The 23,306-nt window shown below is 68.0% G+C and carries 17 protein-coding genes and 2 pseudogenes; 8 read left to right on the top strand and 11 right to left on the bottom strand.

Translation table 11 applies throughout. The features are described 5' to 3' along the window. Positions 1–275 precede the first annotated feature (275 nt). Complete coding sequence (locus tag ACQP0P_RS33890; protein ID WP_433362838.1) at positions 276–2,576, top strand: glycoside hydrolase family 6 protein; 2,301 nt, start codon at positions 276–278, stop codon at positions 2,574–2,576. A gap of 219 nt (positions 2,577–2,795) precedes the next feature. Further along, positions 2,796–6,689 carry an ATP-dependent RNA helicase HrpA gene (hrpA, locus tag ACQP0P_RS33885; RefSeq protein WP_433362835.1) on the top strand — a complete coding sequence of 1,298 codons (3,894 nt, stop codon included), beginning with the start codon at positions 2,796–2,798 and terminating at the stop codon, positions 6,687–6,689. 204 nt (positions 6,690–6,893) lie between these two features. Here the strand turns inward: hrpA and ACQP0P_RS33880 are convergent, their stop codons facing one another. From ACQP0P_RS33880 to ACQP0P_RS33870, 3 genes are read right to left on the bottom strand one after another with little or no spacing between them, the layout of a single operon-like run. After that, positions 6,894–7,523 (bottom strand): ABC transporter permease, encoded by a 630-nt coding sequence (locus ACQP0P_RS33880; RefSeq protein ID WP_433362832.1) that lies wholly within the window; start codon positions 7,521–7,523, stop codon positions 6,894–6,896. A gap of 5 nt (positions 7,524–7,528) precedes the next feature. Next, positions 7,529–8,392 carry an ABC transporter permease gene (locus ACQP0P_RS33875; RefSeq protein WP_433362829.1) on the bottom strand — a complete coding sequence of 288 codons (864 nt, stop codon included), beginning with the start codon at positions 8,390–8,392 and terminating at the stop codon, positions 7,529–7,531. Then, positions 8,392–8,934: an ABC transporter ATP-binding protein gene (locus ACQP0P_RS33870; RefSeq protein ID WP_433362826.1), complete on the bottom strand. Its 543-nt coding sequence runs from the start codon at positions 8,932–8,934 to the stop codon at positions 8,392–8,394. Before ACQP0P_RS33870 ends, ACQP0P_RS33875 begins: the two co-directional genes overlap by 1 nt. 661 nt (positions 8,935–9,595) lie before the next feature. On the opposite strand from ACQP0P_RS33870, the gene ACQP0P_RS33865 reads away from it, so the two are divergent. Further along, positions 9,596–10,729, top strand: a complete 1,134-nt coding sequence (locus tag ACQP0P_RS33865) for a leucine-rich repeat domain-containing protein (protein ID WP_433362823.1) — start codon at positions 9,596–9,598, stop codon at positions 10,727–10,729. Positions 10,730–11,649: 920 nt separating this feature from the next. Here ACQP0P_RS33865 and ACQP0P_RS33860 read toward each other — a convergent pair. Continuing rightward, positions 11,650–12,108, bottom strand: a complete 459-nt coding sequence (locus ACQP0P_RS33860; protein WP_433362820.1) for an ATP-binding protein — start codon at positions 12,106–12,108, stop codon at positions 11,650–11,652. Further along, positions 12,105–12,365, bottom strand: a complete 261-nt coding sequence (locus ACQP0P_RS33855) for a hypothetical protein (RefSeq protein WP_433362817.1) — start codon at positions 12,363–12,365, stop codon at positions 12,105–12,107. The genes ACQP0P_RS33860 and ACQP0P_RS33855 overlap by 4 nt, the downstream gene beginning before the upstream one ends. A 382-nt stretch (positions 12,366–12,747) precedes the next feature. Between ACQP0P_RS33855 and ACQP0P_RS33850 the strand changes: the two are divergent. From ACQP0P_RS33850 to ACQP0P_RS33840, 3 genes and pseudogenes are all read left to right on the top strand, one after another. Next, positions 12,748–12,939, top strand: a pseudogene (locus tag ACQP0P_RS33850) (helix-turn-helix domain-containing protein); the annotation flags it as partial. 159 nt (positions 12,940–13,098) lie between these two features. Then, complete coding sequence (locus ACQP0P_RS33845; RefSeq protein ID WP_433382491.1) at positions 13,099–13,992, top strand: helix-turn-helix domain-containing protein; 894 nt, start codon at positions 13,099–13,101, stop codon at positions 13,990–13,992. 10 nt (positions 13,993–14,002) lie between these two features. Then, positions 14,003–14,476 (top strand): hypothetical protein, encoded by a 474-nt coding sequence (locus ACQP0P_RS33840; RefSeq protein WP_433362814.1) that lies wholly within the window; start codon positions 14,003–14,005, stop codon positions 14,474–14,476. A gap of 356 nt (positions 14,477–14,832) precedes the next feature. Here ACQP0P_RS33840 and ACQP0P_RS33835 read toward each other — a convergent pair whose 3' ends face one another. Then, a complete protein-coding gene (locus ACQP0P_RS33835) occupies positions 14,833–15,039 on the bottom strand; it encodes a hypothetical protein (RefSeq protein WP_433362807.1) in 207 nt (68 codons plus the stop codon). 86 nt (positions 15,040–15,125) lie between these two features. On the opposite strand from ACQP0P_RS33835, the pseudogene ACQP0P_RS33830 reads away from it, so the two are divergent. After that, positions 15,126–15,764 (top strand): annotated as a pseudogene (locus ACQP0P_RS33830) (response regulator transcription factor); the annotation flags it as partial. Positions 15,765–15,810: 46 nt separating this feature from the next. Further along, a complete protein-coding gene (locus ACQP0P_RS33825) occupies positions 15,811–16,659 on the top strand; it encodes a sensor histidine kinase (protein ID WP_433362804.1) in 849 nt (282 codons plus the stop codon). A 128-nt stretch (positions 16,660–16,787) separates the two neighbouring features. Here ACQP0P_RS33825 and ACQP0P_RS33820 read toward each other — a convergent pair whose 3' ends face one another. The 5 genes from ACQP0P_RS33820 to ACQP0P_RS33800 all read right to left on the bottom strand — a co-directional run bounded on the left by ACQP0P_RS33820 (position 16,788) and on the right by ACQP0P_RS33800 (position 23,300). Then, complete coding sequence (locus ACQP0P_RS33820; protein WP_433362801.1) at positions 16,788–18,494, bottom strand: nickel/cobalt transporter; 1,707 nt, start codon at positions 18,492–18,494, stop codon at positions 16,788–16,790. Beyond that, on the bottom strand, positions 18,494–19,786 hold the full coding sequence (locus ACQP0P_RS33815) for a tetratricopeptide repeat protein (protein WP_433362798.1): 1,293 nt from the start codon (positions 19,784–19,786) through the stop codon (positions 18,494–18,496). The genes ACQP0P_RS33820 and ACQP0P_RS33815 overlap by 1 nt, the downstream gene beginning before the upstream one ends. 60 nt (positions 19,787–19,846) lie before the next feature. Then, a complete protein-coding gene (locus tag ACQP0P_RS33810) occupies positions 19,847–21,229 on the bottom strand; it encodes a DUF4331 domain-containing protein (RefSeq protein ID WP_433362795.1) in 1,383 nt (460 codons plus the stop codon). A gap of 359 nt (positions 21,230–21,588) precedes the next feature. Next, positions 21,589–22,788, bottom strand: coding sequence for a hypothetical protein (locus tag ACQP0P_RS33805; protein ID WP_433362792.1), 1,200 nt, complete (start codon positions 22,786–22,788; stop codon positions 21,589–21,591). Then, the gene (locus tag ACQP0P_RS33800; RefSeq protein ID WP_433362789.1) at positions 22,785–23,300 is read right to left on the bottom strand and encodes a SigE family RNA polymerase sigma factor; all 516 of its coding nucleotides are present in this window, start codon (positions 23,298–23,300) and stop codon (positions 22,785–22,787) included. Before ACQP0P_RS33800 ends, ACQP0P_RS33805 begins: the two co-directional genes overlap by 4 nt. Between the last annotated feature and the right edge of the window lie 6 nt (positions 23,301–23,306).

Here is a 23,306-nt window from a genome sequence, read left to right as displayed (position 1 = left end):
GGTGACCCTCACGCGCGGACGAGTGCTTCCCGGAAGCGAGGATCCGGAAGAGATTCGCGATGTCTCGCAGACCGTTCACCGGTGGCCGCCGCGCACCGTTTTGGACCGGTCGTGGACGGGACTCTGAAACTTTCATCGGGTTCGAAACCCGTTCGGTGAGGTCAGGGGCCGGGAGGGGGCTAATTCAGGGGCTCCGACGTGCAACAAGCTGTACACACGGGTGAAACATCCGGACTATGGGAGCGCTCCCACCATCGTCCTGGAGATGATCACGCATGAGAGTCAATTCGCGTCGCCACGCCTGGCGTAATCGGGCGGCGACCACGGCGGCACTGCTGGTGGCCGCCGCCGGCCTTGCCACCGGGCAAGCTGCCACCGCGCACGCCGCAGTCGCCTGCGACGTCGCCTACACGACCAACGACTGGCAGGGCGGCTTCACCGCAAGCGTGACCGTCAAGAACCTCGGTGACCCGCTGACCGGCTGGACCCTCGGGTTCAGCTTCCCGACGACCACCCAGCAGCTCACCCAGGGCTGGAGCGCCACCTGGGCGCAGAGCGGCCAGGCCGTCACCGCCAAGAACCTGGACTGGAACGGCAACCTGGCCACCGGCGCCTCGACCAGCATCGGCTTCAACGGCAGCTGGTCCGGTACCAACCCCAAGCCGACCTCCTTCACGGTCAACGGCGTGGCCTGTGGCGGGACCACCCCCGGCAACCAGCCGCCCACGGTCAGCCTGACCAGCCCCGCCTCGGGTGCCTCCTACCAGGCCGGTGCCGCCGTGCCGCTCACGGCGACCGCGAGTGACGACGGTGCGGTCAGCAAGGTCGAGTTCTACGTCGACGGCACGCTGGTCAACACCGACACCACCGCCCCCTACTCCTACTCCGCCACGGGCCTGGCGGCCGGCTCCCACACCGCCAAGGCCAAGGCGTACGACAACGCCACCCCGGCGCTCTCCACTGAGACCGCCGCGGTCCCCTTCACCGTGGCCGGCACCTCGACCCCGTCGATCGTCGCCTCCCCGACCTCCGTCAGCGTCCCCGAGGGTGGCTCCGCGACCGTCGGTTTCAAGCTCAGCCAGGCGCCGAGCGGCAACGTCACGGTCAACCTGAGCAAGACCGGTGACAGCGACATCACCATCTCGCCCGCCACGCTGAGCTTCACCACCGCCAACTGGAACACGGCGCAGAACGTGACGGTCTCGGCGGCCCAGGACGCCGACCAGACCAACGGCACCGCCACCATCACGGCCGCCGCCAGTGGCCACACCGGCGCCACGGTCACCGCCACCGAGGCCGACGACGACGGCGCCCCGCCGGTCGGCCACGTCGACAACCCGTACACCGACGCCACCGGTTACGTGAACCCCGACTGGTCGGCCAAGGCCGCCGCCGAGCCGGGCGGCAACGCGGTCGCCAACATCTCCACCGGTGTGTGGATGGACCGCATCGCCGCCATCGCCGGTTCCTCCTCGGCCATGGGCCTCCGCGCCCACCTGGACGAGGCGCTCCGCCAGGACGCGGCCAACGGCAGCAAGCCGTTGACGATCCAGTTCGTCATCTACAACCTGCCCAACCGGGACTGCTCGGCGCTGGCCTCCAACGGTGAGCTGCTCATCTCCGAGAACGGCATGAACCGCTACAAGACCGAGTACATCGACCCGATCGCCGCGATCATGGCCGAGCCCAAGTACGCGGCCCTGCGGATCGTGTCGATCATCGAGATCGACTCGCTGCCCAACCTGATCACCAACCTCAACGTGGCCAAGTGCCAGGAGGCCAAGGACACCGGCGCCTACGTCAACGGCGTCCGCTACGCCCTGGACAAGCTGCACGCGATCAACAACGTCTACACCTACATCGACGCCGGTCACCACGGCTGGCTCGGCTGGGACACCAACTTCGGCCCGTCCGCCGACCTGTTCGCGACCACCGTCTCCGGCACCGTCAAGGGCTTCGACAGCGTGGACGGCTTCATCACCAACACCGCCAACTACTCGGCGCTGAAGGAGCCCCACTTCACCATCGGCACCACGGTCAACGGGCAGACCGTCCGCCAGTCCAGCTGGGTCGACTGGAACTTCTACGTCGACGAGCTGTCCTTCGCCCAGGCCTTCCGGAACACGCTCATCCAGAAGGGCTTCAAGTCGAACATCGGCATGCTGATCGACACCTCCCGCAACGGCTGGGGAGGCTCGGCCCGTCCCGGCGCTCCCAGCACCTCCACCGACCTGAACACCTTCGTCAACCAGTCCCGGGTGGACCGCCGGATCCACGCCGGCAACTGGTGCAACCAGAGCGGTGCCGGTCTGGGCGAGCGCCCGCAGGCCAGCCCCGCCGCCGGTCTGGACGCCTACGTCTGGATCAAGCCCCCGGGTGAGTCCGACGGCTCCAGCAAGGAGATCCCGAACAACGAGGGCAAGGGCTTCGACCGGATGTGCGACCCGACCTACGGCGGCAACGGGCGCAACGGCAACAACATGAGCGGCGCACTGGCCGACGCGCCGGTCTCCGGCCACTGGTTCTCCGCCCAGTTCCGTCAGCTGCTGCAGAACGCCTACCCGGCGCTCCCGTAGTCCGCTGATCCCGGGTCCCGCCCCCCGCGGGACCCGACCTGCGAAGCTCCGCCGCCCCCGCCGGGGGCGGCGGAGCCGTTCTCTTTTTCGGCGGGGCGGATATTGGGATGCGGGGAAGCGGCGGGTCGGGCAGCATGAACGGTTGGGGCTTCACGTGGAGGCCTTCGAAGGGCACGCGTGAGCCGTCAGGCGCGGGCCGAAAGTATCCTGGGTTTCAGTATGGGAACGCCTCCTTTGACATCTCCGCTCTCCGAACTGCACGCGCGCCTGCCCGAGCTCACGCTCCGTGACCAGCGGCGGCTACGACGCAGGCTCGACGGGGCTCGCAAGGTCAGAAACCGGGCCGCGCAGCAGAAGATCACCGTCGAGATCACCGCCGACATCGAACGGGCCGAGCGCCGGGTCGCCCGGCGCCGCGCCGGCGTCCCCACGGTCAGCTATCCGGAGGCGTTACCGGTCAGCCAGCGCAAGGACGACATCCTGGAGGCGATCCGCGACAACCAGGTCGTGATCGTCGCCGGTGAGACCGGATCGGGCAAGACCACCCAGCTACCGAAGATCTGCCTGGAGCTCGGCCGGGGCGTCAGGGGGCTGATCGGGCACACCCAGCCCCGCCGGATCGCCGCCCGTACCGTGGCCGAGCGCGTCGCCGAAGAGCTCGACACCCCGCTCGGCGACGCCGTGGGCTACAAGGTGCGCTTCACCGACCAGGTGAGCGACGGCACGCTCGTCAAGGTCATGACGGACGGCATCCTGCTGGCCGAGCTGCAGAACGACCGCGACCTCGACCAGTACGACACGCTGATCGTCGACGAGGCGCACGAGCGCAGCCTCAACATCGACTTCATCCTGGGCTACCTCAAGCAACTCCTGCCGCGTCGCCCCGACCTGAAGGTGATCATCACCTCGGCGACCATCGACCCCGAGCGCTTCTCCAAGCACTTCGGTGAGGCGCCGATCGTGGAGGTCTCCGGCCGGACCTACCCCGTCGAGGTGCGCTACCGGCCGATCGCCGAGGACGACGACCAGATCCAGGCGATCGGCAACGCCGTCGACGAGCTGTGCGCCGAGGGACCCGGCGACATCCTGGTCTTCCTCAGCGGCGAGCGGGAGATCCGCGACACCGCCGAGGCGCTCGCCAAGCGCAAGGACGCCGAGATCCTGCCGCTGTACGCCAGGCTGTCCGCCGCCGAGCAGCACAAGGTCTTCCAGCGGCACACCAGGCGCAGGGTCGTGCTGGCCACCAACGTGGCCGAGACCTCGCTGACCGTGCCCGGCATCAAGTACGTGGTCGACCCCGGATTCGCCCGCATCTCCCGCTACAGCCACCGCACCAAGGTCCAGCGCCTGCCCATCGAGGCGATCTCCCAGGCCTCGGCCAACCAGCGCAAGGGCCGCTGCGGCCGGGTCTCCGACGGTATCTGCATCCGGCTGTACGAGGAGGACGACTTCGTCACCCGGCCGGAGTTCACCGACCCGGAGATCCTCCGCACCAACCTCGCCTCGGTCATCCTGCAGATGACCTCGATCGGCCTGGGCGACATCGGGGCCTTCCCGTTCGTCGAGCCGCCCGACCAGCGCCAGGTCAGGGACGGCTACGACCTGCTCCAGGAGCTGGGCGCCTTCGATCAGGGGCGGCAGATGACCCCGCTCGGCCGCAAGCTGGCCGGGCTCCCCGTCGATCCGCGACTGGCCCGCATGGTGCTGGAGGCCGACCACAACGGCTGCGTCCGCGAGGTCATGGTCATCGCCTCCGCCCTGTCGATCCAGGACCCGCGTGAGCGCCCGGCCGACAAGCAGCAGGCCGCCGACGACAAGCACCGCCGGTTCGCCGACAAGGAGTCCGACTTCGTCTCGTACCTGAACCTGTGGAACTACCTGCAGGAGCAGCAGAAGGAGCTCTCCTCCAGCGCGTTCCGGCGCCTGTGCAAGGCGGAGTTCCTCAACTACCTGCGGGTCCGCGAGTGGCAGGACGTCTACGGCCAGCTACGCCAGATGTCGAAGACCCTCGGCGTCGCCCTCAACAGCACCCCCGGCGACGAGCAGAAGATCCACATCTCCCTGCTCTCCGGACTGCTCTCCCACGTCGGCGTCAAGGACATCGACAAGAAGACCGCGGAGCCGGGCGCCCGCCGCGGCACGAACGAGCCGCGCAGGCCGATGACCGAGTACGTAGGCGCGCGCAACGCCAGGTTCGCGATCTTCCCGGGTTCCGCGCTCGCCAAGAAGCAGCCGCTCTGGGTGATGTCCGCCGAGCTGGTGGAGACCTCCCGGCTCTGGGCCCGGGTCAACGCCAAGATCGAACCCGAGTGGGTCGAGCCGCTCGCCGCGCACCTGATCAAACGCACCTACTCCGAGCCGCACTGGGAGAAGAAGCAGGGCTCGGTGATGGCGTACGAGAAGGTCACCCTGTACGGGGTGCCGATCGTGGCCCAGCGCAAGGTCAACTACGGCCGCATCGACCCCGAGCTGAGCCGGGAGCTGTTCATCCGGCACGCCCTGGTCGAGGGCGACTGGGAGACCCACCACGCCTTCTTCGCCGAGAACCGCAAGCTCCTCGAAGAGGTCGAGGAACTGGAGGAGCGGGCCAGGCGCCGCGACATCCTCGTCGACGACGAGACCCTGTTCGACTTCTACGACCAGCGCGTTCCCGCCGACGTCGTCTCCGGGAGACACTTCGACTCCTGGTGGAAGAAGGTCCGCGCCGACCAGCCCGACCTGCTCAGCTTCGAGAAGTCGATGCTGATCAGCGAGTCGGCCGGCGACGTCAGCCGGCGCGACTACCCCGACGTGTGGCGCCAGGGCGGTCTGCGCTTCCCGCTGACGTACCAGTTCGAGCCCGGCACCGACGCCGACGGCGTCACCGCGCACATCCCGCTCGCGCTGCTCAACCAGGTCAACGTCGAGGGGTTCGACTGGCAGATCCCCGGGCTGCGCGAGGAGTTGCTCACCGCGCTGATCCGCAGTCTGCCCAAGAACATCCGGCGCAACTTCGTCCCCGCCCCCAACTACGCCAAGAAGATTCTGGAGCGGGCCAGGCCCACCCAGGAGCCGCTGCTCGCGGTGCTGGAGCGCGAGCTGCTCAACCTGACCGGCTTCCAGGTGACGCGCGAGGACTGGCAGCCCGGCCTGGTCCCCGACCACCTCAAGATCACCTTCCGGGTTACCGACGGCCGCAGGCAGAAGCTGGCCGAGAGCAAGGACCTGGCCGATCTCAAGCGACGCCTCGCTCCCAAACTCCGCCAGACCCTCTCCAAGGCCGCCGACGGCCTGGAGAAAACCGGCCTGACGGGGTGGAGCGTGGGCGCGCTGCCCAAGACGTTCGAGCAGCGCAGGATGAAGGCCTATCCGGCACTCGCCGACGAGGGCGCCACCGTGGCGGTACGGATGTTCGAGACCGAGGCCGAGCAGCGCCGGGCCATGTGGGAGGGCACCCGCAGGCTGCTGCTGCTCAACACCCCGTCCCCGGCCAAATGGGTGCTCGGCCGCCTCGGCAACCAGTCCAAGCTCGCCCTGAGCCGGAGCCCGCACGCCGGTGCCGTCGCCCTCTTCGACGACTGCATCGCCTGCGCCGCCGACCATCTCATGAACGAGTACGGCGGGCCGGTCTGGGACGAGTCCGCCTTCACCGCCCTGCACGAGGCGGTCCGCGCCGAGCTCTTCGACACCACGGCCGAGGTGGTCGCTCGCGTCGAGAGCATCCTCAAGGTCTGGCACACCGTCTCGACGCTGCTGCCCGAGTCCCGCTCGACGCCCGCGATCGAGGACATCCGCGACCAGGTGGCCAACCTGGTCTACCCGGGCTTCGTCACCGAGACCGGCCACAAGCGCCTGCCCGACCTGCTCCGCTATCTCAAGGGGGCCGAGCGGCGGCTGGAGAAGGTGCACGAGGACGCGTTCCGCGACGGGGAGCGGATGGGCAAGGTGCACGACATCGAGGACGACTATCACGAGCTGGTGGAGAAGCTCCCCCCGGCCCGCCGCTCCGACGACGACGTCCGGCAGATCCGCTGGATGATCGAGGAGCTCAGGGTCAGCTACTTCGCGCAGACCCTCGGCACCCCGTACTCGATCTCCGACAAGCGCATCCGCAAGGCGATGGAGAAACTCTGAGCCGGTTCGCCCGCCGGGGCTGTGCCGTCGTGCCACAGTGCTGTGCCCGGAGATCCGACTGACGCGCTCCCCGGCCTGAAGGGCCGGGGAGTCAGCCCGCGCCGCATCACGCGGCACCTCCTGATCAAGAAGGGACTCGTCGCGTACACAGTGCCGCGCACGGCGGACCTTCTCAGCCGCCGGCCAAGCGGTTGACGAGGGGTTTCAGTCAAGGGACAGCCCTGCGGCCGGAGTCACCCGGGCGGCCCGGCGTGCCGGGAGAACAGCGGCGAGTAGTCCGGCCAGGACGGCGACGAGGACGACGACGCCGAGTGATGGCCAGGGGACTCGCATGGTGGCGTCGCGGAGAGCCCGCGTCACGAACGTCTCGTAGCCGACCCAGGCGAATCCGACGCCGATCACGGTGCCGAGCAGGGTGGCCACCACCGACAGCAGCACTGCCTCGGCCGCCAGCATCCGCCGCAGCTGCCTGCGGGTGAGCCCGAGCGCGCGCAGCATCGCGTGTTCGCGGGCGCGTTCGAGTACGGAGAGCCCCAGGGTGTTCGCGATCCCGATCAGGGCGATCACCACGGCGATGCCGAGCAGGCCGAGCACCGACCAGGTGAGGATTCTCAACTGCTGGTCCTCCGTCTCCCGGGCCTGCAACCCGTTGTCGATCGTCGCGCCAACCGGATCCGCCAGCTTGTCCAGGTCACCGACAAGTTGAATCGGGTCGGCGCCGGAGGAGGCGCGGATCCAGATGGCATGCGGCTCGGGGGAGTCGGTGAGGGTGGCCAGCGTCTCGGGCGCGACCACGCCCGCCGGGCCCCAGCCGGTGCCGGCGGCGACCTGCAACCGGGCTAGCCGGTGGCCGCCTCGCGGCGTACCGAACGCGCCACCTGCCGCCGGGTCGCGCCGACGCAGCGCAGCAGCGCGAAGTCGCGGAGTCGTTGCGCGAACAGGATGGAGAACGTGTTCGCGATGACCAGGACCGAGACGAAGAGCGCGATGCCGGCGAACACCAGCAGCATCACCGACAAGGTGTTCACGTTGTTGTTGAGTTCGGTCTGCTTCTCCGTGACGAATGCCTCCGGCGCCTGCACCTTGGCGCCTTCCGGGAGCCGGCCTACCTCCCCGCGCACCGCCATCCGGCCCAGCGAGAGCGAGGGGTGGTCGCGCCACTGCAGCAACTGCGGCCAGGTGACGTACACCGAGGCCTGGGCCGAGGTGGAGGGCGACTCCACGAGGCCGACCACTCGTACGTCGGTCGCGGTGGCGCCCTCGCCGATCCGAATCCGGTCGCCGACCGCGACCTCCCTGGCCTGGGCGACCCACACGTCCACCACCGCCCCGCCCTCGCGTGCTGGGAAGCGGCCCGAGCCGAGCTCCTGCCAGCGCATCTCCTCCGAGGGGGCGATCGGCCCCACGGCCGTTTCGGGGAACAGACGGTCGCCCGCGCGCATCGGCAGCATGGCCCGGCCGATCGCGGATGCGTTCTGGCCGTGTCGCTCGGCGAGTGCGATCGCGGCCTTCGTGCCCAGCTCGGAGACCACGTGGTCGGCATTGCGGTACGGCGCCCCGAAGCCGTCCATGAGTCCGCTCCGTGCCCCGGACGTGAGCACGCCGACCACGACGACGAAGGCGACTCCGACGATGACCGCGATCGCCGCTGCGACGTACCTGCGGAGGTGGGTGCGCAGCGACGCGAGGAAGACGGTACGCATCAGGCGATCCGCCCGTCCTGCATGGTGACCACGTCGTCGGCGTACGTCGCCGCGTCCCGCTCGTGGGTGACCATCGCGACGGTCTGGCCGAGCTCGCGCGCCGACCGGCGCAGGTGGTCCAGTACCTCCGCCGACGTGGTGCTGTCCAGGTTTCCGGTGGGCTCGTCGGCGAACAGCAGGTCCGGCTGGGTGATCAGGGCCCGGGCGATCGCGACCCGCTGCTGCTGGCCGCCGGACAACTCCGCGGGCCGGTGGCCGAGCCTGTCGGCCACGCCGAGGGTATCGGCGAGCGTGCGCGCGCGCTCCCGTGCCGCGTCGTCGATCCGGCGACCGCCCAGCTCAAGCGGGAGCACGATGTTCTGGAGCGCGGTGAGCATCGGCAGCAGGTTGAACGACTGGAACACGAAGCCGACGTGCTCGCGGCGGAAGACCGTGAGCGCGTCGTCGCCGAGTGATCCGAGGTCGGTGCCGGCCACGGTGACGGTGCCGCCGCCGGCCTGGTCGAGTCCGGCCAGGCAGTACATCAGCGTGGACTTGCCCAACCTCGGGTTATTACACTTCTTTTCCGTTGATCAGCCGGGTTGCCATCTGGTTCCCCACCGGTGCCCGTGCCGCCTTATGGCGATCTTCGTGAACCCTGACCCGGCTCTCCGCAACCCATCCACCCGCCCGAGGAGCCGTCATGGCTCGCGTCGAGTAGATCGCTGACCCGCTCACCAAGATCACAAGAGCACGCCTGATTGGCTCAAATCTTCCTTACTGGTTCAAGGCGCCAGCGCTCCGCGCCGCCGCACCTCAGCCCACCAGACCCGAGCCACCGGACCAGTTGCCGAATTAATTGGCGACTCTCACGACGCCCCGCCTCAGACTGTCCCAGCCTGTCGCGACTCTCTTGATGCTTGACGCAATGGCATCGGATGATGCTTGACACGGCCTTGGACGGTCTTTCTCCGCTGAGTGGTCCTCCACCCGGGGCGGCGCGACGAGCCCTGAGCGGTCATGCGAGACGGCCGTAACGGCAGACGGTTCTCCTCAATGACGGCTGTCTGCGGCCGGGGCGCCCTATGACTTACAAGTCGTTCTCCAGTGCCGGTCTCTAGCGTCATCGTCGACCCTCGTGCCCGAAGCGGCCGAGGAGGGGACGGATACCGGTACGGCGCAGGGGCGAGCTCAGGCGCGTGAACGACAAGGAGAAGAGAGATCATGGTGGACTCCGAGGCAGGCCAGGCGATCGCCGTCACACGGATCACCGAGTGCTTGGATGACGGGTCGATCAGCCTCGACCTGTCCGGTCTCCGGCTGAGCACGGTGCCCGAGTCACTCGCCCAGCTCACCGCCCTCAAACGGCTCGACCTGCGCGACAACCGGTTGACCGTTCTACCCGAGTGCCTAGGGAACCTCACCGCCCTCGAATCGCTCGACCTGTACGGCAACCAGTTGACCGCTCTACCCGAGTCGCTGGGGAACCTCACCGCCCTCACCTGGCTCGACCTGTATAACAACCGGCTGACCGCTCTGCCCGAGTGCCTAGAGAACCTCACCGCCCTCGAATCGCTCAACCTGAGCAACAACCAGTTGACCGCTCTACCCGAGTCGCTGGGGAACCTCACCGCCCTCAAACAGCTCTTCTTGGGCGGCAACCAGTTGACCGCTCTGCCCGAGTGGCTGGGGAGCCTCACCGCCCTCGAATGGCTCCTCCTGGGCAATAACCAGTTGACCGCTCTGCCCGAGTGGCTGGGGAGCCTCACCGCCCTCGAATCGCTCAACCTGAGCAACAACCAGTTGACCGCTCTACCCGAGTCGCTGGGGAACCTCACCGCCCTCACCTGGCTCGACCTGAGCGGCAACCAGCTGACCGCTCTACCCGAGTGCCTAGGGAACCTCACCGCCCTCGAACGGCGGCTCGACCTGGGCGGCAATCGGCTGACCGCTCTGCCCGAGTCGCTGGGGAACCTCACCGCTCTCACCTGGCTCGGCTTGGACGGCAACCAGTTGACCGCTCTACCCGAGTGCCTGGGGAACCTCACCGCTCTCACCTGGCTCGGCTTGGACGGCAACCAGTTGACCGCTCTACCCGAGTGCCTAGGGAACCTCACCGCACTCGAATCGCTCTACCTGGGTGACAACCAGTTGACCGGTCTACCCGAGTGGCTGGGGAGCCTCACCGCCCTCGAATCGCTCAACCTGGGCAACAACCAGTTGACCGGTCTACCCGAGTGCCTGGGGAGCCTCACCGCCCTCACCTGGCTCTACCTGGGCGGCAACCAGTTGACCGCTCTACCCGAGTCTTTGGGGCACCTCACCGATGCCGCCTGGTTCGGCCCCGACGGTCGCTAACCGATTGTGGTCCCGCGCTTCCTGCGCGTCTTAGCCAGGACATCGCCGCGTGATAGCGCTGTTCCACGACACTCAACTCCACCAATGCCATTCCGGCCCCCGAAGCGCAGATAACGCCACGAGCAGGCACAGAAGACGATCAAGGTGTCAAGCATTAAGCGAGGCCAGAGTGTCAACCATCAAGCGAGACAGGACAACGCGAAGCCGCGCCAAGTTGCCGAATTAATCTTATTGAGGTCAAGCAGGCGGCAGCGCTCCGCACCGCCGCCCGGCGCGGCACGCCCGCCCCCGCCGCGCGGACATCGGGACCGGGCATGCGGCCTGACGGCCGGTCCCGCCCCGCGCCCGCCCAGCACGAACGCGCGGACCACGCCGCCCGCCGCACCAGCCACCCGCCGCACCGAACGCACCCGCCGACCGCCAACGCGCAGCCGCCCAGACCCAGGATTCCGCGATGACGTACACCCGCGCGGTACGTCATCCAGAAGACGTACCGATCCCGCGATGTTCAACACCCGGCGCTAGGCCGCTCCGACTGGCAGGCCCCAACCGCAAGCGGACCCTTCGGGTTCCTTCGGATTGGCGCCGGCCCGCTCCGCTCCGTGATCTTGAAAAGGCGCCGCGGACTCATGGAAATGATCTTTATCGCCTGCCGACACAAAAATAGGAGGGGCGACCGCTGTTCGATCGCCCCTCCCCATACTCCATCCGGCACCCCGTCCCTGGGGAAGCGCCATTTGCGATGGGAGATACGGGCGAATCACGTCTTCCCCCGTACCCCACACCACCCATGGGGCTCACAACTTCGGCGGGCAACGGGGAGGTCTCCACGAGCGCCCTCAAAACTCAGGAGACCTCCCCGGCCAGGTGCGACGGCGTATTCACGTGGGGATGACGCACCGCCGCACCAGCTCAAAGGGTCAGCAGGCCAGCCGGAACCAGACCGCGCGACCTATCTCCGGATCATGATCAGAACCCCAGCCGCTGGATAGGTGATGGACCCAGTCCAGGCCCCGCCCGCTGAGAGTGTCCTCATCCGCCGGTCGCATCGCGGGCACGTTGACCGACGATCCCTCATCGATCACCTCGATGTGGATCACGCCCTCACCCAGCCCCACAGCGACCGTGACCAGCCCCTCAGGGGCAGTACCGGAGTCACTGTGAAGAATGCTGTTCGTCACGACCTCGCTGACCAACAGCCTCACCGTCTCCAGGACCTCACCCGAGAAGCAATGCGCACTCAGCAGATCCACCACCCACTTACGAGCCTGCCCCGCCGACTGCACCTCACCACGGAAATTGCGAGTGCCCAGGACACACAGCCCGTCCCAGCGCTGGAACATCGCCTCTACCGCGCTGTAGACGCCTTCCCGGCTCACCGCGCCGCCGCCTTGAGAATGCGCCGCGCCGCGTCCTCGTTGAACGCATCGACTCGCTGAGTACGACCGCGCCCCCAGGTGAAGACCCACACTCCGTGCTGGACCAGGATGGTCACCCGCACCGCCCCCGCCTCACCCACCACCACACACGGCTCCGAGGTCACGGGGAGTTCCACCCTCGTCGCCACACCCAGATAACGGAGATCCCAGGCCAGCCGGACAAGATGGATGAACCGGTCCTCCAGCGGATCTTTCACGACTGGTTGCCGTACGACAGCGGATGCTTTGCCCCGGTTCCCCGTCGTCGCGTTACTAGAGCGCCTGGCTCTAGGATGATCCATGGATCGCACCTCCAGCGTGCGGTCAAGGACCCGTCCAGTGCGCAATCACTGAGGCGGGTCCGCTCTTTTATGAGCTTGGATGAGAGCGAGAGCTACGCCATGCCTCTAGTGCAGACAGGAGGAGCGTCGCGACTCTTGAGCGCAAGCCGTAGCCCCTGCCGTACGGAGCGGAGAAGCACTCATAGGGCGATCATCGCTGCGGGCATTGGCCCTAGTTAATGCCGTAGCACTGGCAGCACTGGGATTATTCTTCTCACGAATATCTGTGCGGTAGCACTTCCGCACCTAACCTAATGTTATGAGACAGGACCAAGGCCGTCCCTCGCTTCAGTTCTGGTCCACGCCCGCCGTAGCAGCCGCTCTCGCGGAGTGCGACATCCCCGCCGTCCTCGCTGAGGTGCAGCGGGTCAACGGATGGACGCAGGGCCAACTAGCCGAGGCGGTCGGCTACTCCCAGAGCTGGGTTTCTAAAGTGCTGCGGAATCGTCAGCCGCTCACAGTGGACCAGGTCCGGGAAATATCAGTCCGAATCGGACTTCCACTTCATTTGCTCCGATTCGGTGCCCGAGGGGATGACGATCCAACGAAACGCAGAGACTTCGGCAAGGCGGTAGCTCTCGCAGCTCTACCCCTGCCCAAACGTGCGGAGGTGAACGAAACCACCGCACCCACTTTGACCAACATCACCGGCGCTCAACGACGTCTAGAGGCAACGACGCCCGCCAATGAGCTAGCCCGAGGAGCCGTAGCCCATGTGAATCTGGCGAACCGTGTCCTCGGACGCGCTGCCCAGTCCGACTTCGCCAGTGACATCCGTGCAGTGATGAGCGAAGCCGCCGGTTTCGCCGCATGGGTTCATGCCGACATGCACGACATCGGCACCTCGCGCACCTACTACCGTTTGGCGATCGACAGCGCCCGTCAGGCCGAACACTTCCTGTTAGCGGCTTACATGATCGGCAGTCTGGCCGCCTTCGAGATCGACGCCGATGATCCCAGGTTGGCGCTAGACCTACTCGCCCAAGCGCGGAGGGAACTAGGTGAACAGCCACCGGCAACCGCACGAGCATGGCTGTGCAGCATTGAGGCACTCGGCCACGCGACCGCCCATGACGCCCCCGCCGCTGTAGCCGCGTTACGAGAGGCCGAATCCGCAGTGATTGCCAGCGAACGGGCAGCAGCACCGCCGTGGCCTTGGGTCTTCCCGTTCGATGATGCGAAGCTCGCGGGCTATCGCGCACTGGTCATGGTACGACTCGGCCGCGCAGACGAAGCCGTGGCCGCGTTCGCCGAGTCGTTGTCATCGGTCCAACCAGCCATCAAGCAACGTGGAGTGCTCATGACTGAGATCGCCACTGCCAAGGCCATGTCCGGTGACTATGACGAGGCTTTTCACCTGGTATCAAACGCCCTGACGGTAGGGATCACCTACGGTTCAGAGCGGATCATCCAACGCACTAAGCGGTTCCGCCGAACCTATGGCGGTCCAATGACAGGCAGCGCCCGCGCGTTCGACGAGCGTCTTCGCGCGACTCTCCTATAGAAAGAAGGCCATGATCCGTATCGCCGTCTCCGGACACCGAGGCCTTTCCGCCGCGATCACTACTCTGATCGACGATGCCATTCGCTTGCTGCTTGCCGAACATGCCCCTACGCTCACGGGCTTGTCATGTCTCGCGGACGGTGCTGATCAGATTTTCGCCCGAGCCGTCATCGACCTAGGCGGAGTGCTGGAGGTCGTGACCCCCGCCAGACAGTACCGGGAAGGGCTACCCGCCGAGGCGCACCAGGAGTACGACGCGTTACTCGCCAGAGCCGAGCAGGTTCACGCGATGGATTTCATCGAGTCCACATCTGAGTCACACATGGTGGCCAGCCGTTTCATGCTTGATCACGCTGATGAGCTAATCGCCGTCTGGGACAGTAAGCCTGCCAGGGCATACGGCGGAACGGCAGATGTCGTAGCTGAAGCCAGAGAGCGAGGGCTGAAGATCCATGTCATCTGGCCTGAAGGTGCTCAGCGCTAACGACTACGTCTGTTCGGTCTACACGGCCCGCTCCGCGCGCCGATTCGCGTGGCGCGTACAGGTAGGTGCCCCCGCCGCCCAATTGTCCGGGGCTCTCGGAACCCGTCAAGCACGGCTGTACCGGCAGGGCAACCAGCTTGGCCGGAAGGTCACCGGGCAGGGTACACACGAAGCCGAACTTGACGGAACCCGGTCGCAGTCCCGGTGTCGGCAGCTACGGGGGACGGGGAGATGTGGGGCGTCCGCGTATGGCACACGGTCAGGCACGGCCCCCTCCCCGGAGAGCGGAGCAATGCAGAGGGAATGATCAGGCTAGGCGGAGTATGTGCGGCATCCTGCCAGGTAGACAGTCATCCCTAGGCCGAGAAGAAGTGTAACAATCCTAGAACGGGCTTACCCGATCCGCTCGGCCCCATGATCGCGGTGAACCTGCCTCGTGGGAGATCGAGGTCGATGCCGCGCAGGGCATGCACCTGGGTATCGCCCCGGCCGTAGGTCTTGGTCAGGTCCCGCGCGCTTGCGGCCAGGGTTTCCTGAGCGGCCTGCGGAGTGGTGGTCGTCATGCCGCCAGTCAAGGCAGCGTGGTGTTGCCGGCACGTATGTGGTTTTCGATATGCCGACGATACGCTCCGGCTCGTAGCCTCGGAGCATGCGTGTGTTGATCGTTGAGGACGAACGCTTTATGGCGGAAGCCATCCGCGACGGCCTGCGCCTGGAAGCGATCGCGGCGGACATCGCCGGTGACGGCGACACCGCTCTGGAACTGCTGAGCGTCAACGCCTACGACATCGCCGTCCTCGACCGAGACATTCCCGGACCGACCGGTGACGAGATCGCCAAACGCATCGTCGCCTCCGGCAGCGGCATGCCGATCCTCATGCTCACCGCTGCCGACCGTCTCGACGACAAGGCCACCGGGTTCGAGCTCGGCGCCGACGACTACCTCACGAAGCCGTTCGAACTCCAGGAACTCGTGCTCAGGCTCAGAGCACTCGACCGCAGGCGTGCGCACAACAGGCCGCCTGTGCGAGAGATCGCAGGTCTGCGGCTGGATCCGTTCCGCCGAGAGGTCTACCGCGACGGCCGCTACGTCGCGCTGACCAGGAAGCAGTTCGCCGTGCTCGAAGTCCTCGTCGCCGCCGAAGGCGGTGTCGTCAGCGCCGAAGAACTCTTGGCGCGAGCGTGGGACGAGAACGCGGATCCGTTCACCAACGCCGTGCGCATCACGGTCTCGGCACTGCGCAAACGGCTCGGCGAACCCTGGATCATAACCACGGTACCTGGTCTTCCTGCTGGTGTTCGGTCTCCTGGGAGGGTGGATTCTCGCCGGCCGCATGCTCGCCCCGCTGACCCACATCGCGGACGCCACCCGCATGGCCGCGAACGGGTCACTCTCCCACCGGATCCGGTTGGAGGGCCGCAAAGACGAGTTCCGCGAACTCGCCGACGCCTTCGACACGATGCTCGCACGGCTCGAAGCACACGTCGCCGAACAGCGGAGATTCGCAGCCAACGCCTCGCACGAACTGCGCACCCCGCTGGCGATCTCGCAGACGCTTCTCGACGTGGCCCGCAACGATCCGAACCAGGACACCGGCGAACTCGTCGACCGCCTTCACGCCGTCAACGCCCGAGCGATCGACCTCACTGAGGCGTTACTCGTGCTCAGCCGCGCCGACCAACGGTCCTTCACCCGAGAACCCGTCGACCTGTCCCTCCTCGTAGAAGAGGCCGTCGAAACACTGCTCCCGCTCGCCGAGAAACGCGGTGTCAGCATCGAGACCTCCGGTGACATCACCTCGGCTATCGGGTCGCAGGCGCTCCTGCTGCAGATGACGACGAACCTTGTGCACAACGCCATCGTGCACAACCTGCCCGAACAGGGCACCGTGTGGGTCACGACCGGCGTCCGCCCCGAGACCGTGGTGCTCACTGTCGAAAACAGCGGCGAGAAGCTGTCCTCACAGCTGGTCTCGACACTCACCGAACCGTTTCAGCGCGGCACCGAACGAATACGCAACGAGCACGCAGGCGTCGGCCTCGGCCTGGCCATCGTCAAGAGCATCACCCGGGTACACGGCGGATCCCTCACCATCGTCCCGCGTCCTGCGGGCGGACTCCGTATCGTCGTTCAACTGCCTACCCCACCACCACATACCGCCAAAAAGTCAGGTACCGCATAACGTGGTTCGGTCGAGGTGGCGTCCCGCACCAGGGTGATCTTCCCCAGATCACGGATACGGGGCGTGGGGGCCTTGCCGATGACCCCGGTTTGCGGAACCGCCGGACGCGGGGCGAGGGCCGGTTCCGCTCAGGCGGCTCCGGTCAGGCCCCGGATGGCCAGGCCCAGGCCGAGTACGATGACGACGGCGGCGGTGCCGATCGGGGCGAGAGACGACAGGCGGGCAGCCATGCCGTGTCCTCTCGTCGCCATCCGGTCGAGTCGTCCCGCCAGCCTGACCAGGAGCAGGCCGGTGGCGGTCAGGGTGCTCGCCATGCCGATGCCGTAGGCGAACACCAGCGCGATCCCGAACCAGGTGCGGCCGAGCCCGATGGCGCCGAGCAGGACGACGAGCGCGGAAGGGCTGGGCACCAGGCCTCCCGCTACCCCCATCCCCACCAGCCCGCGTCGTGAGCGGGTGGCCTCGGTCCGTGCGGGCCGCTCCCGTTCCAGCACCGCCGTCCGGACGACTCCACGGCCCGGATCAGCGTGCCCGTGGCCGGATCTCTGGTCGTGCCCTTCGACGGAGGGCCCGTGCCCGTGCCCGTGCCCGTGTCCGTGCCCGTGTCCGTGTCCGTGCCCGTGTCCGTGTCCGTGTCCGTGTCCGTGTCCGTGTCCGTGTCCGTGCCCGTGCCCGTGTCCGTGCCCGTGTCCGTGTCCGTGTCCGTGCCCGTGTCTGTGGCCGGAGGGCTCGCCGCTGCGGTGGGCGCGCCAGGCCGATCGCAGCAGACCGGCGCCGATGACAGTGATCAGCAGGCCGCTGGCCAGGCCGAGCCAGCCGAGCACGGCCTCCCCGGTGAGGGCGGAGAAGGCGCTCAGCAGCAGGCCGACGACGAGAACACCCAGCGTGTGGGTGGCCGTCACGGTGGCGCCGACGACCAGCGCGTCACGTGGGCGGCCGCTGCGGCCGGCGAGGTAGGCGGCCATGATGGTCTTGCCGTGACCGGGGATGAGCGCGTGGCCGGCGCCGAGGACCGCGGCCAGCGCCACGGAGAGCAGGCCCAGCGGAACGGTCAGCGACGCGGCGCCGATCAGGTTGGTGAACAGGCGGTCCAGCGCGGCCAGTGCGTCTGCGACGGGTCCGCCGGACACCAGCGGTATCGCGGTCGCCGCCGAGCCGGTTCCCGGCGTCACTCCCAGCCTCACCGTCCGCTGGTCCAGTGGGTCGGCCAGCAGGTCGCCGGGGTAGGACCGCAGTTCCCGGCTCACACTCGTGCCGGGCACCGAAGGACGCACCAGCCGTAGCCCCGCGGCGGACACCGCGGTGATCTCCCGCCAGCCCAGTCGGTCGGCCAGGAAGCCGTCGCTGAACTCGACCGTCCCGCTCCCCTCCGAGGTCCCGGAGCCGGAGGCCGCGACGGCGGTGGGGGCCTGGAGCGGTTTCGCGGCGGCGTGCAGGCGGCATGTCAGGCGGCTGGTCTGCAGGCCGCCCTGACCGGGCTCGTAGGCGAAGACGGCCTCGGAGATCTGCCACACCGTCGCGGCCCCGTTCACCGTCAGGCGCTGCGCGGTGGCGAGCTCGCCGCACCGGGCGGTGCCGTACGCCGACCGTTCGGCGTCCGAGACCGTTCCTGAGCGGTCGGCGTCCACCGCGGGGCGGGCCTGCAGGGTGGGCAGCTCGGCGCTGTCCACGACCGCCAGGTTCTCCACCCGGTCCGGGGTGATCCGCAGGCCGTTGTAGTGGTTGACGGTGAAGTTGCCCAGTGGGTGCGCCACCTCCGCGTTGGAGGGCGCGGCGCCCGCGGCGAGCGTCGCGCACATCGCCAGGCCGCAGGCGGCGGTAGTGACCGCAATCATCAGGAGAACCTCGCTAGGGCAGGGAGATCGGCGGAGAAGGTGGGGTCGGCGTCGCGGGCCCGGGCGGCGGAGCGCCTGGACTCCTCGGTGCGGCCGAGCGAGCGTTCGATCTCGGCGCGGTGGTGATGGAACAGGGCGTTGCGCCAGCCGGTGGCGGTGGCCTTACGCGCGTACGGCAGGGCCTCCCGGTCACGGCCGTCGCGGTGCAGGGCCCAGGCCAGGGCGTCGGCGGCGACCACGTTGGGGTTGCGGGCGTATTCGGCCTCGGCGTGTTCGACGGCCCGCGCGGGAGAGCCGTGGTCGGCCTCGAACTCGGCCCAGGTCAGGTCGTCCTTGACCCCGGCGGCTTCCATCAGGGTCCGCTGCGCGCGCAGCAGCGCCCACTGCTCGGCGGGATCCCTGCCCGCCGCGACCAGCACCTCGGCGTACTCGATCACGTACTGGGCCAGGGGCAGGCGCCCGACAACGGTGGCGTAGAGGTCGGCGGCCTCGGCCGGCCGTCCGTCCAGCGCGGCTGCTCTGGCGGTTCCGGCCAGAGCGGCGGTGAAGTCGGGGGCAGCCTTCAGCGCGAGGCGGTACTGCTCGGTGGCGCCGCGCGGATCACCGGAGCGCAGGGCCAGCTCGCCCAGGTAGTGACGGCAGTAGGCGATGTCGTCGGGGGAGAAGGCGTCGTCAAGGGCGTGCTCCAGCATGCGGCGTGCCGTCGTACGATCCCCGCGGAGTTCGGCGTCGTAGGAGGCCCGGGTGAAGGCCGCGACACCGGGGCGCAACTCCATCATCCTGCTGATCGCCCGGGTGGCCTCGTCGTAGCGGCCGAGCTGGGTGTAGGCGTCGGCCAGCACCGCCTGGGCGCCTTGGCCGTAGGGATTGGCGGTCTGTGACAGCTTGGCCAGCCGTACGGCCTCGGCGAAGTCGTGCCGACCGGCGGCGAGCGATGCCTGGCCGGTCAGCGCGGCGAAATTGCCGGGGCTCAGCGCGGCGGAGCGGGCCAGCGCCTGCTCGGCCTTCGGGTAGAAGGACGGGTCGGCGCTCAGGCGTGCCTGCTGGACGTAGGCGGAGCCGAGCCGAGCCCAGGCCTGGTGGTCACCGGGCAGCCGCCGCAGCCGGGCGGTCAGCGCCTGGATCGCGCTCTTGAGGGAACCGGCCGAGACCGGGATCTCGGCCGGCTGCCGGGACGGGGCGGTGGCGGACGACGGCGTTCGATCGCCGGGGATCAGGGCCGCCCCCGCGGTCAGCGCCGTCGCCAGGCCCAGCACGCTCACGGCGATCCGTGCTTTTACGGATGTCTTCACGGTGGTTACTCCCAGGAACCGGGGGCGGGACCCGGGCAGGCCGGGTCCCGCGTCGTCGGATCAGCCCGCGTTGACCGACGTGTTGCCGGGCAGCGGGATGTAGGGGAACCGGGTGCCGAACGGCTTGTCGTTCCGGTCCACCTTGTCGCCGGCGGCCAGCGCGTCGACGAGCCTGCCGCTCTGGGCGGCACCGGCCATCGCCTGCAGGGCGATGTCGATCACGTCGTCCCCGAGGCGGCGGCCGTTCGGGAAGCCCTGCAGGTCGCCGGCGAGCACGCCGAGCCGGTGCGGGTTCGTGGCAGGCGCGACGGCCATGTTCAGCCGCAGCATCTCCGCCGGGCGCAGCCTGCCCGCGTCCTTGTTGAGACTCTGCGAGTTGAGATCGGCCTTGATCGGGCCGTTGGCCTTGGCGATGCCGGTCAGGAAGATCTCGACCAGGTCGGCCCGGGGGGCCTTCGGCTCCTTGAGGCCGTAGACGGCCTCAAGGAGCTTGGGCACCTCTGGGTCGGTGACGCGCTTGACGACGGCCGGGACGTCGGCGTCCTTGTGCGGGGGCAGCGAGTTGAAGGCGTCCTTCAGCCCGGCCGGGACCACGACCTCGTTGACCAGTGGCTGGCCCAGTCGAGAGACCTGGACGTAGCCCTGCGGGCTCCACTTGTCCACGGTGGACCAGACGCCGATGACCGGGTTACGGCCGGCGTCGCCCTGCAGGGCGACCTCGTTCTTGGGCACCTGCAGGGCCAGGCTGTGCACGTTGTAGCCCCTGAGGGTGTCCTGGCCGACCTCGGACAGGTCGCCGCCGTAGAGCAGGTCGAAGACCCGCAGGTCGGCGAAGAACGCCTCGTCGGCCTGGCCGGCGAACACCTTCCCGCCGCCGGGCAGGCTCCTGATCGACTGGGTGCGCAGCGAGGCGTAGTCGGGCATCGAGGCCGGACCGGTGTTGCTCGGGGCCACCACGCCGTCCTTGACCAGGGTCCGCGTCCCTCGGTGGGTGATCTTCTTGACCGTGTAGCGCTGCCTGAACAGCAGGTTCTTGTCGTTCAGCGAGGTGACGGGGCCGTTGTCGTACAGGAAGGTGGCCGTGCCGCGCCTGTCCTCGTCACGGAACGTCCACTGGTAGACGGTGTCGGGCTGTGCGTCACCATCACTGTCGATCTTGATGTTGTAGCGTGACCTGGCGTCGAACTGGTAGAAGTTCGGCCCGCCGTTCGGCTCCTCGAACGGGATGAAGTTCGCCATCAAGGTGACGGTGTCGGGTCTGTCCGGGCTGACGAACGCGTACACGTCGGTGTTGTCGTTGCGCGGGTCACCCGCGATCATGGGCGCCTCGCGGTGCGAGGACGCCGCGCCGGTCTCTGCTCTGAGCAGGGCGAACGAGGAGGCGGTGAGTGCTCCCGCGACGCCGATGCCGATCAGGGCGCGCCGACTGATTCGGAGCTCCATGTTTCGTTGGTCCTTTCGGCCGCCGGTCACGTCTGTGACCGGCCCATGAGGGCTGGGGAGGTATCCGGTCGGGTTCTTCTCCCCTGCGCCGTATTCGTCGCCGGACCGCCCTCGGATTGGTCGATTTTTTCGGGCCGTGGACCATCCCTGATTTCGCTGGTTGAGGCACTTGTATGCCACTGGGGCCTGTACGGGGTTGAGATCATGAGGTCTGAGGGATTCGCCGTGCGACCCTGATAGACCATCGCCATGGCGCGTGGAGACCTCACCAACGAGGAATGGCCCTTGATCGGGCCTCATACGGCCTGGAGGGCTGCTCGGGCACCCTTCCGAGCAGCCCTCCAGGGCCGGGCCTCTGGTCAGGGAATCCTGGACAGGTCGATGACGTACCTACCGCTCGCGGTCAGGTATGTCATCATCCGCCCGGCCCGGTCGGCGACCGGGACCTCACCCTGCGCGGCCTCGTTCCCGATGCCCAGGTCCGCCAGCGTTCCGGTCTTCAGGTCGTAGAGTCCAAGACCCGGGGCGTCACTCCCGAGGGTGCGCACGTAGAAGCGACTCTGGCTTGGCGGCTCCGGGATCTGGAAGCCGGTCGGCACCTCCTGCTGTTTTGAGCCGTCACGCAGCCGGGTGAACGCCCTGGCGCCGCCGGACGTCGTCGCGATGCAGGACTGGACGCCGCAGGCGAGCAACTGCTCTCCCCGGCGGGCAGGGGTCGCGTCGCTGGTCTGCCCGGTCTCCAGGTTGACCAGGTGCGTGAACGGCGCCCCGTCCTCGGGGCTCCACGTGCCAGGCGAGCCCGCCCACGGCCAGGACAACAGGTGCAGCCCGGTCCCGCGGTCGACCGGGGTCACCTGGCCCCCGTTCACGGGAACGCTGAACACCCCGCCCTTCAGCACGGAGAACACAATCGCGCCTTTCGCCACGGTGAGGCTGTCGATCATGTCGCCTCCGGTCTTGTGCTCGGCCACCTGCCTGGCCTCGCCACCGGTCAGCGGCACGGCCCAGAGGTGTACGGAGGTCTTCGTCGAAGTCCACCACGCCACCACGCCCTCACCCATACCGAAGTTCGCGGCGCCCCCCTCTGCCTTCTTCGACTGGCGCACGTCCGTGATCTTCCGCAGATCCCCTCCGGCCAGGTTGTAGAGGTAGAGAACCTCGGGCTGCTCGACCTTGCGCCACGCCTTGACCAGCAGCGTCCCGTCGTCGATCAGTGCGACGGGGCGAAGTTCCCTGCCCTGGGAGTCCTTGACGGGCATCTTCCACACAGCCTGCGGCCACATCTTCTCGATGGGTTCCGCGGTGGCGCTGATCATCGCGGACGGCACTTCCGACGGGCCGGCCGCGGGCAGCACCCTCCCGTCGCCGCCCCCCTGCAGGCCCACGGCCACCCCGCCGGCGACCACCATCACGGCCGCCGCCGCGAGCAGCGCCTGGGACCTGTTCCTGCGCCGCCGGTAGCCGGTCTCCAACCGTTCCGCCGCCGAGGCGGCCAGCCGCGGCGCTCGTTCGGCCATGTGTCCCAAGGTCCTGCTCAACCGCTCTTCGATACCGTTCATCGCCGCTCCCCGCGATCCGACATGACGCCTTCCTCGATGTGCTCACCCACCGCGGAACGGAGCTTTCCGAGCGCCCGCGACGCCTGGCTCCGCACGGTTCCACGAGAGATCTTCAGGGCCACCGCGATCTCCTCGTCGCTCAACCCTTCGTAGTAGCGCAACACCAGCACCACCCGCTGCTTGCGGGGCAACCCGGCCAGTGCCTCCCCCATCGCCTGCTCGTCTTCGCTGGGCAGCGCGTCGTGGTATCCGTGCTCGGGTAGGTCCCAGGCGAGCAGTTCGCGCCGCCGCAACCGCCAGGCCGCCGTGTGCAGCCTGGCCATGGTGGTACGCACATAACTTTCCGGATTGTCCTTGGCGCGAAGTCTCGGCCAGGAGGCGCGTAGCTTCAGCAGCGCCTCCTGCACCAAATCGGCCGCGTCGTGCGGGTTCCCGGCCAGGACATAGCCGTAACGCAACAACGCATCGCCGCGCTCGGCGACGAACCCGGCGAACCGGGGATCTGCTTCCAACTGCCT

Origin of the sequence: Streptosporangium sp. CA-115845, assembly GCF_050943795.1 — a bacterium.
In the GTDB taxonomy this organism is placed as follows: domain Bacteria; phylum Actinomycetota; class Actinomycetes; order Streptosporangiales; family Streptosporangiaceae; genus Streptosporangium.
The sequence above is the reverse complement of the archived record's forward strand: the minus strand, read 5'-3'. Positions and strand labels throughout refer to the sequence as shown.

Excerpts from the sequence above, each read along its gene's own strand:
- ACQP0P_RS33890 (WP_433362838.1), top strand. The coding sequence starts at position 276 with ATGAGAGTCAATTCGCGTCGCCACGCCTGGCGTAATCGGGCGGCGACC.
- hrpA (WP_433362835.1), top strand. The coding sequence starts at position 2,796 with ATGGGAACGCCTCCTTTGACATCTCCGCTCTCCGAACTGCACGCGCGC.
- ACQP0P_RS33875 (WP_433362829.1), bottom strand. The coding sequence starts at position 8,392 with ATGCGTACCGTCTTCCTCGCGTCGCTGCGCACCCACCTCCGCAGGTAC.
- ACQP0P_RS33865 (WP_433362823.1), top strand. The coding sequence starts at position 9,596 with ATGGTGGACTCCGAGGCAGGCCAGGCGATCGCCGTCACACGGATCACC.
- ACQP0P_RS33840 (WP_433362814.1), top strand. The coding sequence starts at position 14,003 with ATGATCCGTATCGCCGTCTCCGGACACCGAGGCCTTTCCGCCGCGATC.
- ACQP0P_RS33835 (WP_433362807.1), bottom strand. The coding sequence starts at position 15,039 with ATGACGACCACCACTCCGCAGGCCGCTCAGGAAACCCTGGCCGCAAGC.
- ACQP0P_RS33825 (WP_433362804.1), top strand. The coding sequence starts at position 15,811 with ATGCTCGCCCCGCTGACCCACATCGCGGACGCCACCCGCATGGCCGCG.
- ACQP0P_RS33820 (WP_433362801.1), bottom strand. The coding sequence starts at position 18,494 with ATGATTGCGGTCACTACCGCCGCCTGCGGCCTGGCGATGTGCGCGACG.
- ACQP0P_RS33810 (WP_433362795.1), bottom strand. The coding sequence starts at position 21,229 with ATGGAGCTCCGAATCAGTCGGCGCGCCCTGATCGGCATCGGCGTCGCG.
- ACQP0P_RS33805 (WP_433362792.1), bottom strand. The coding sequence starts at position 22,788 with ATGAACGGTATCGAAGAGCGGTTGAGCAGGACCTTGGGACACATGGCC.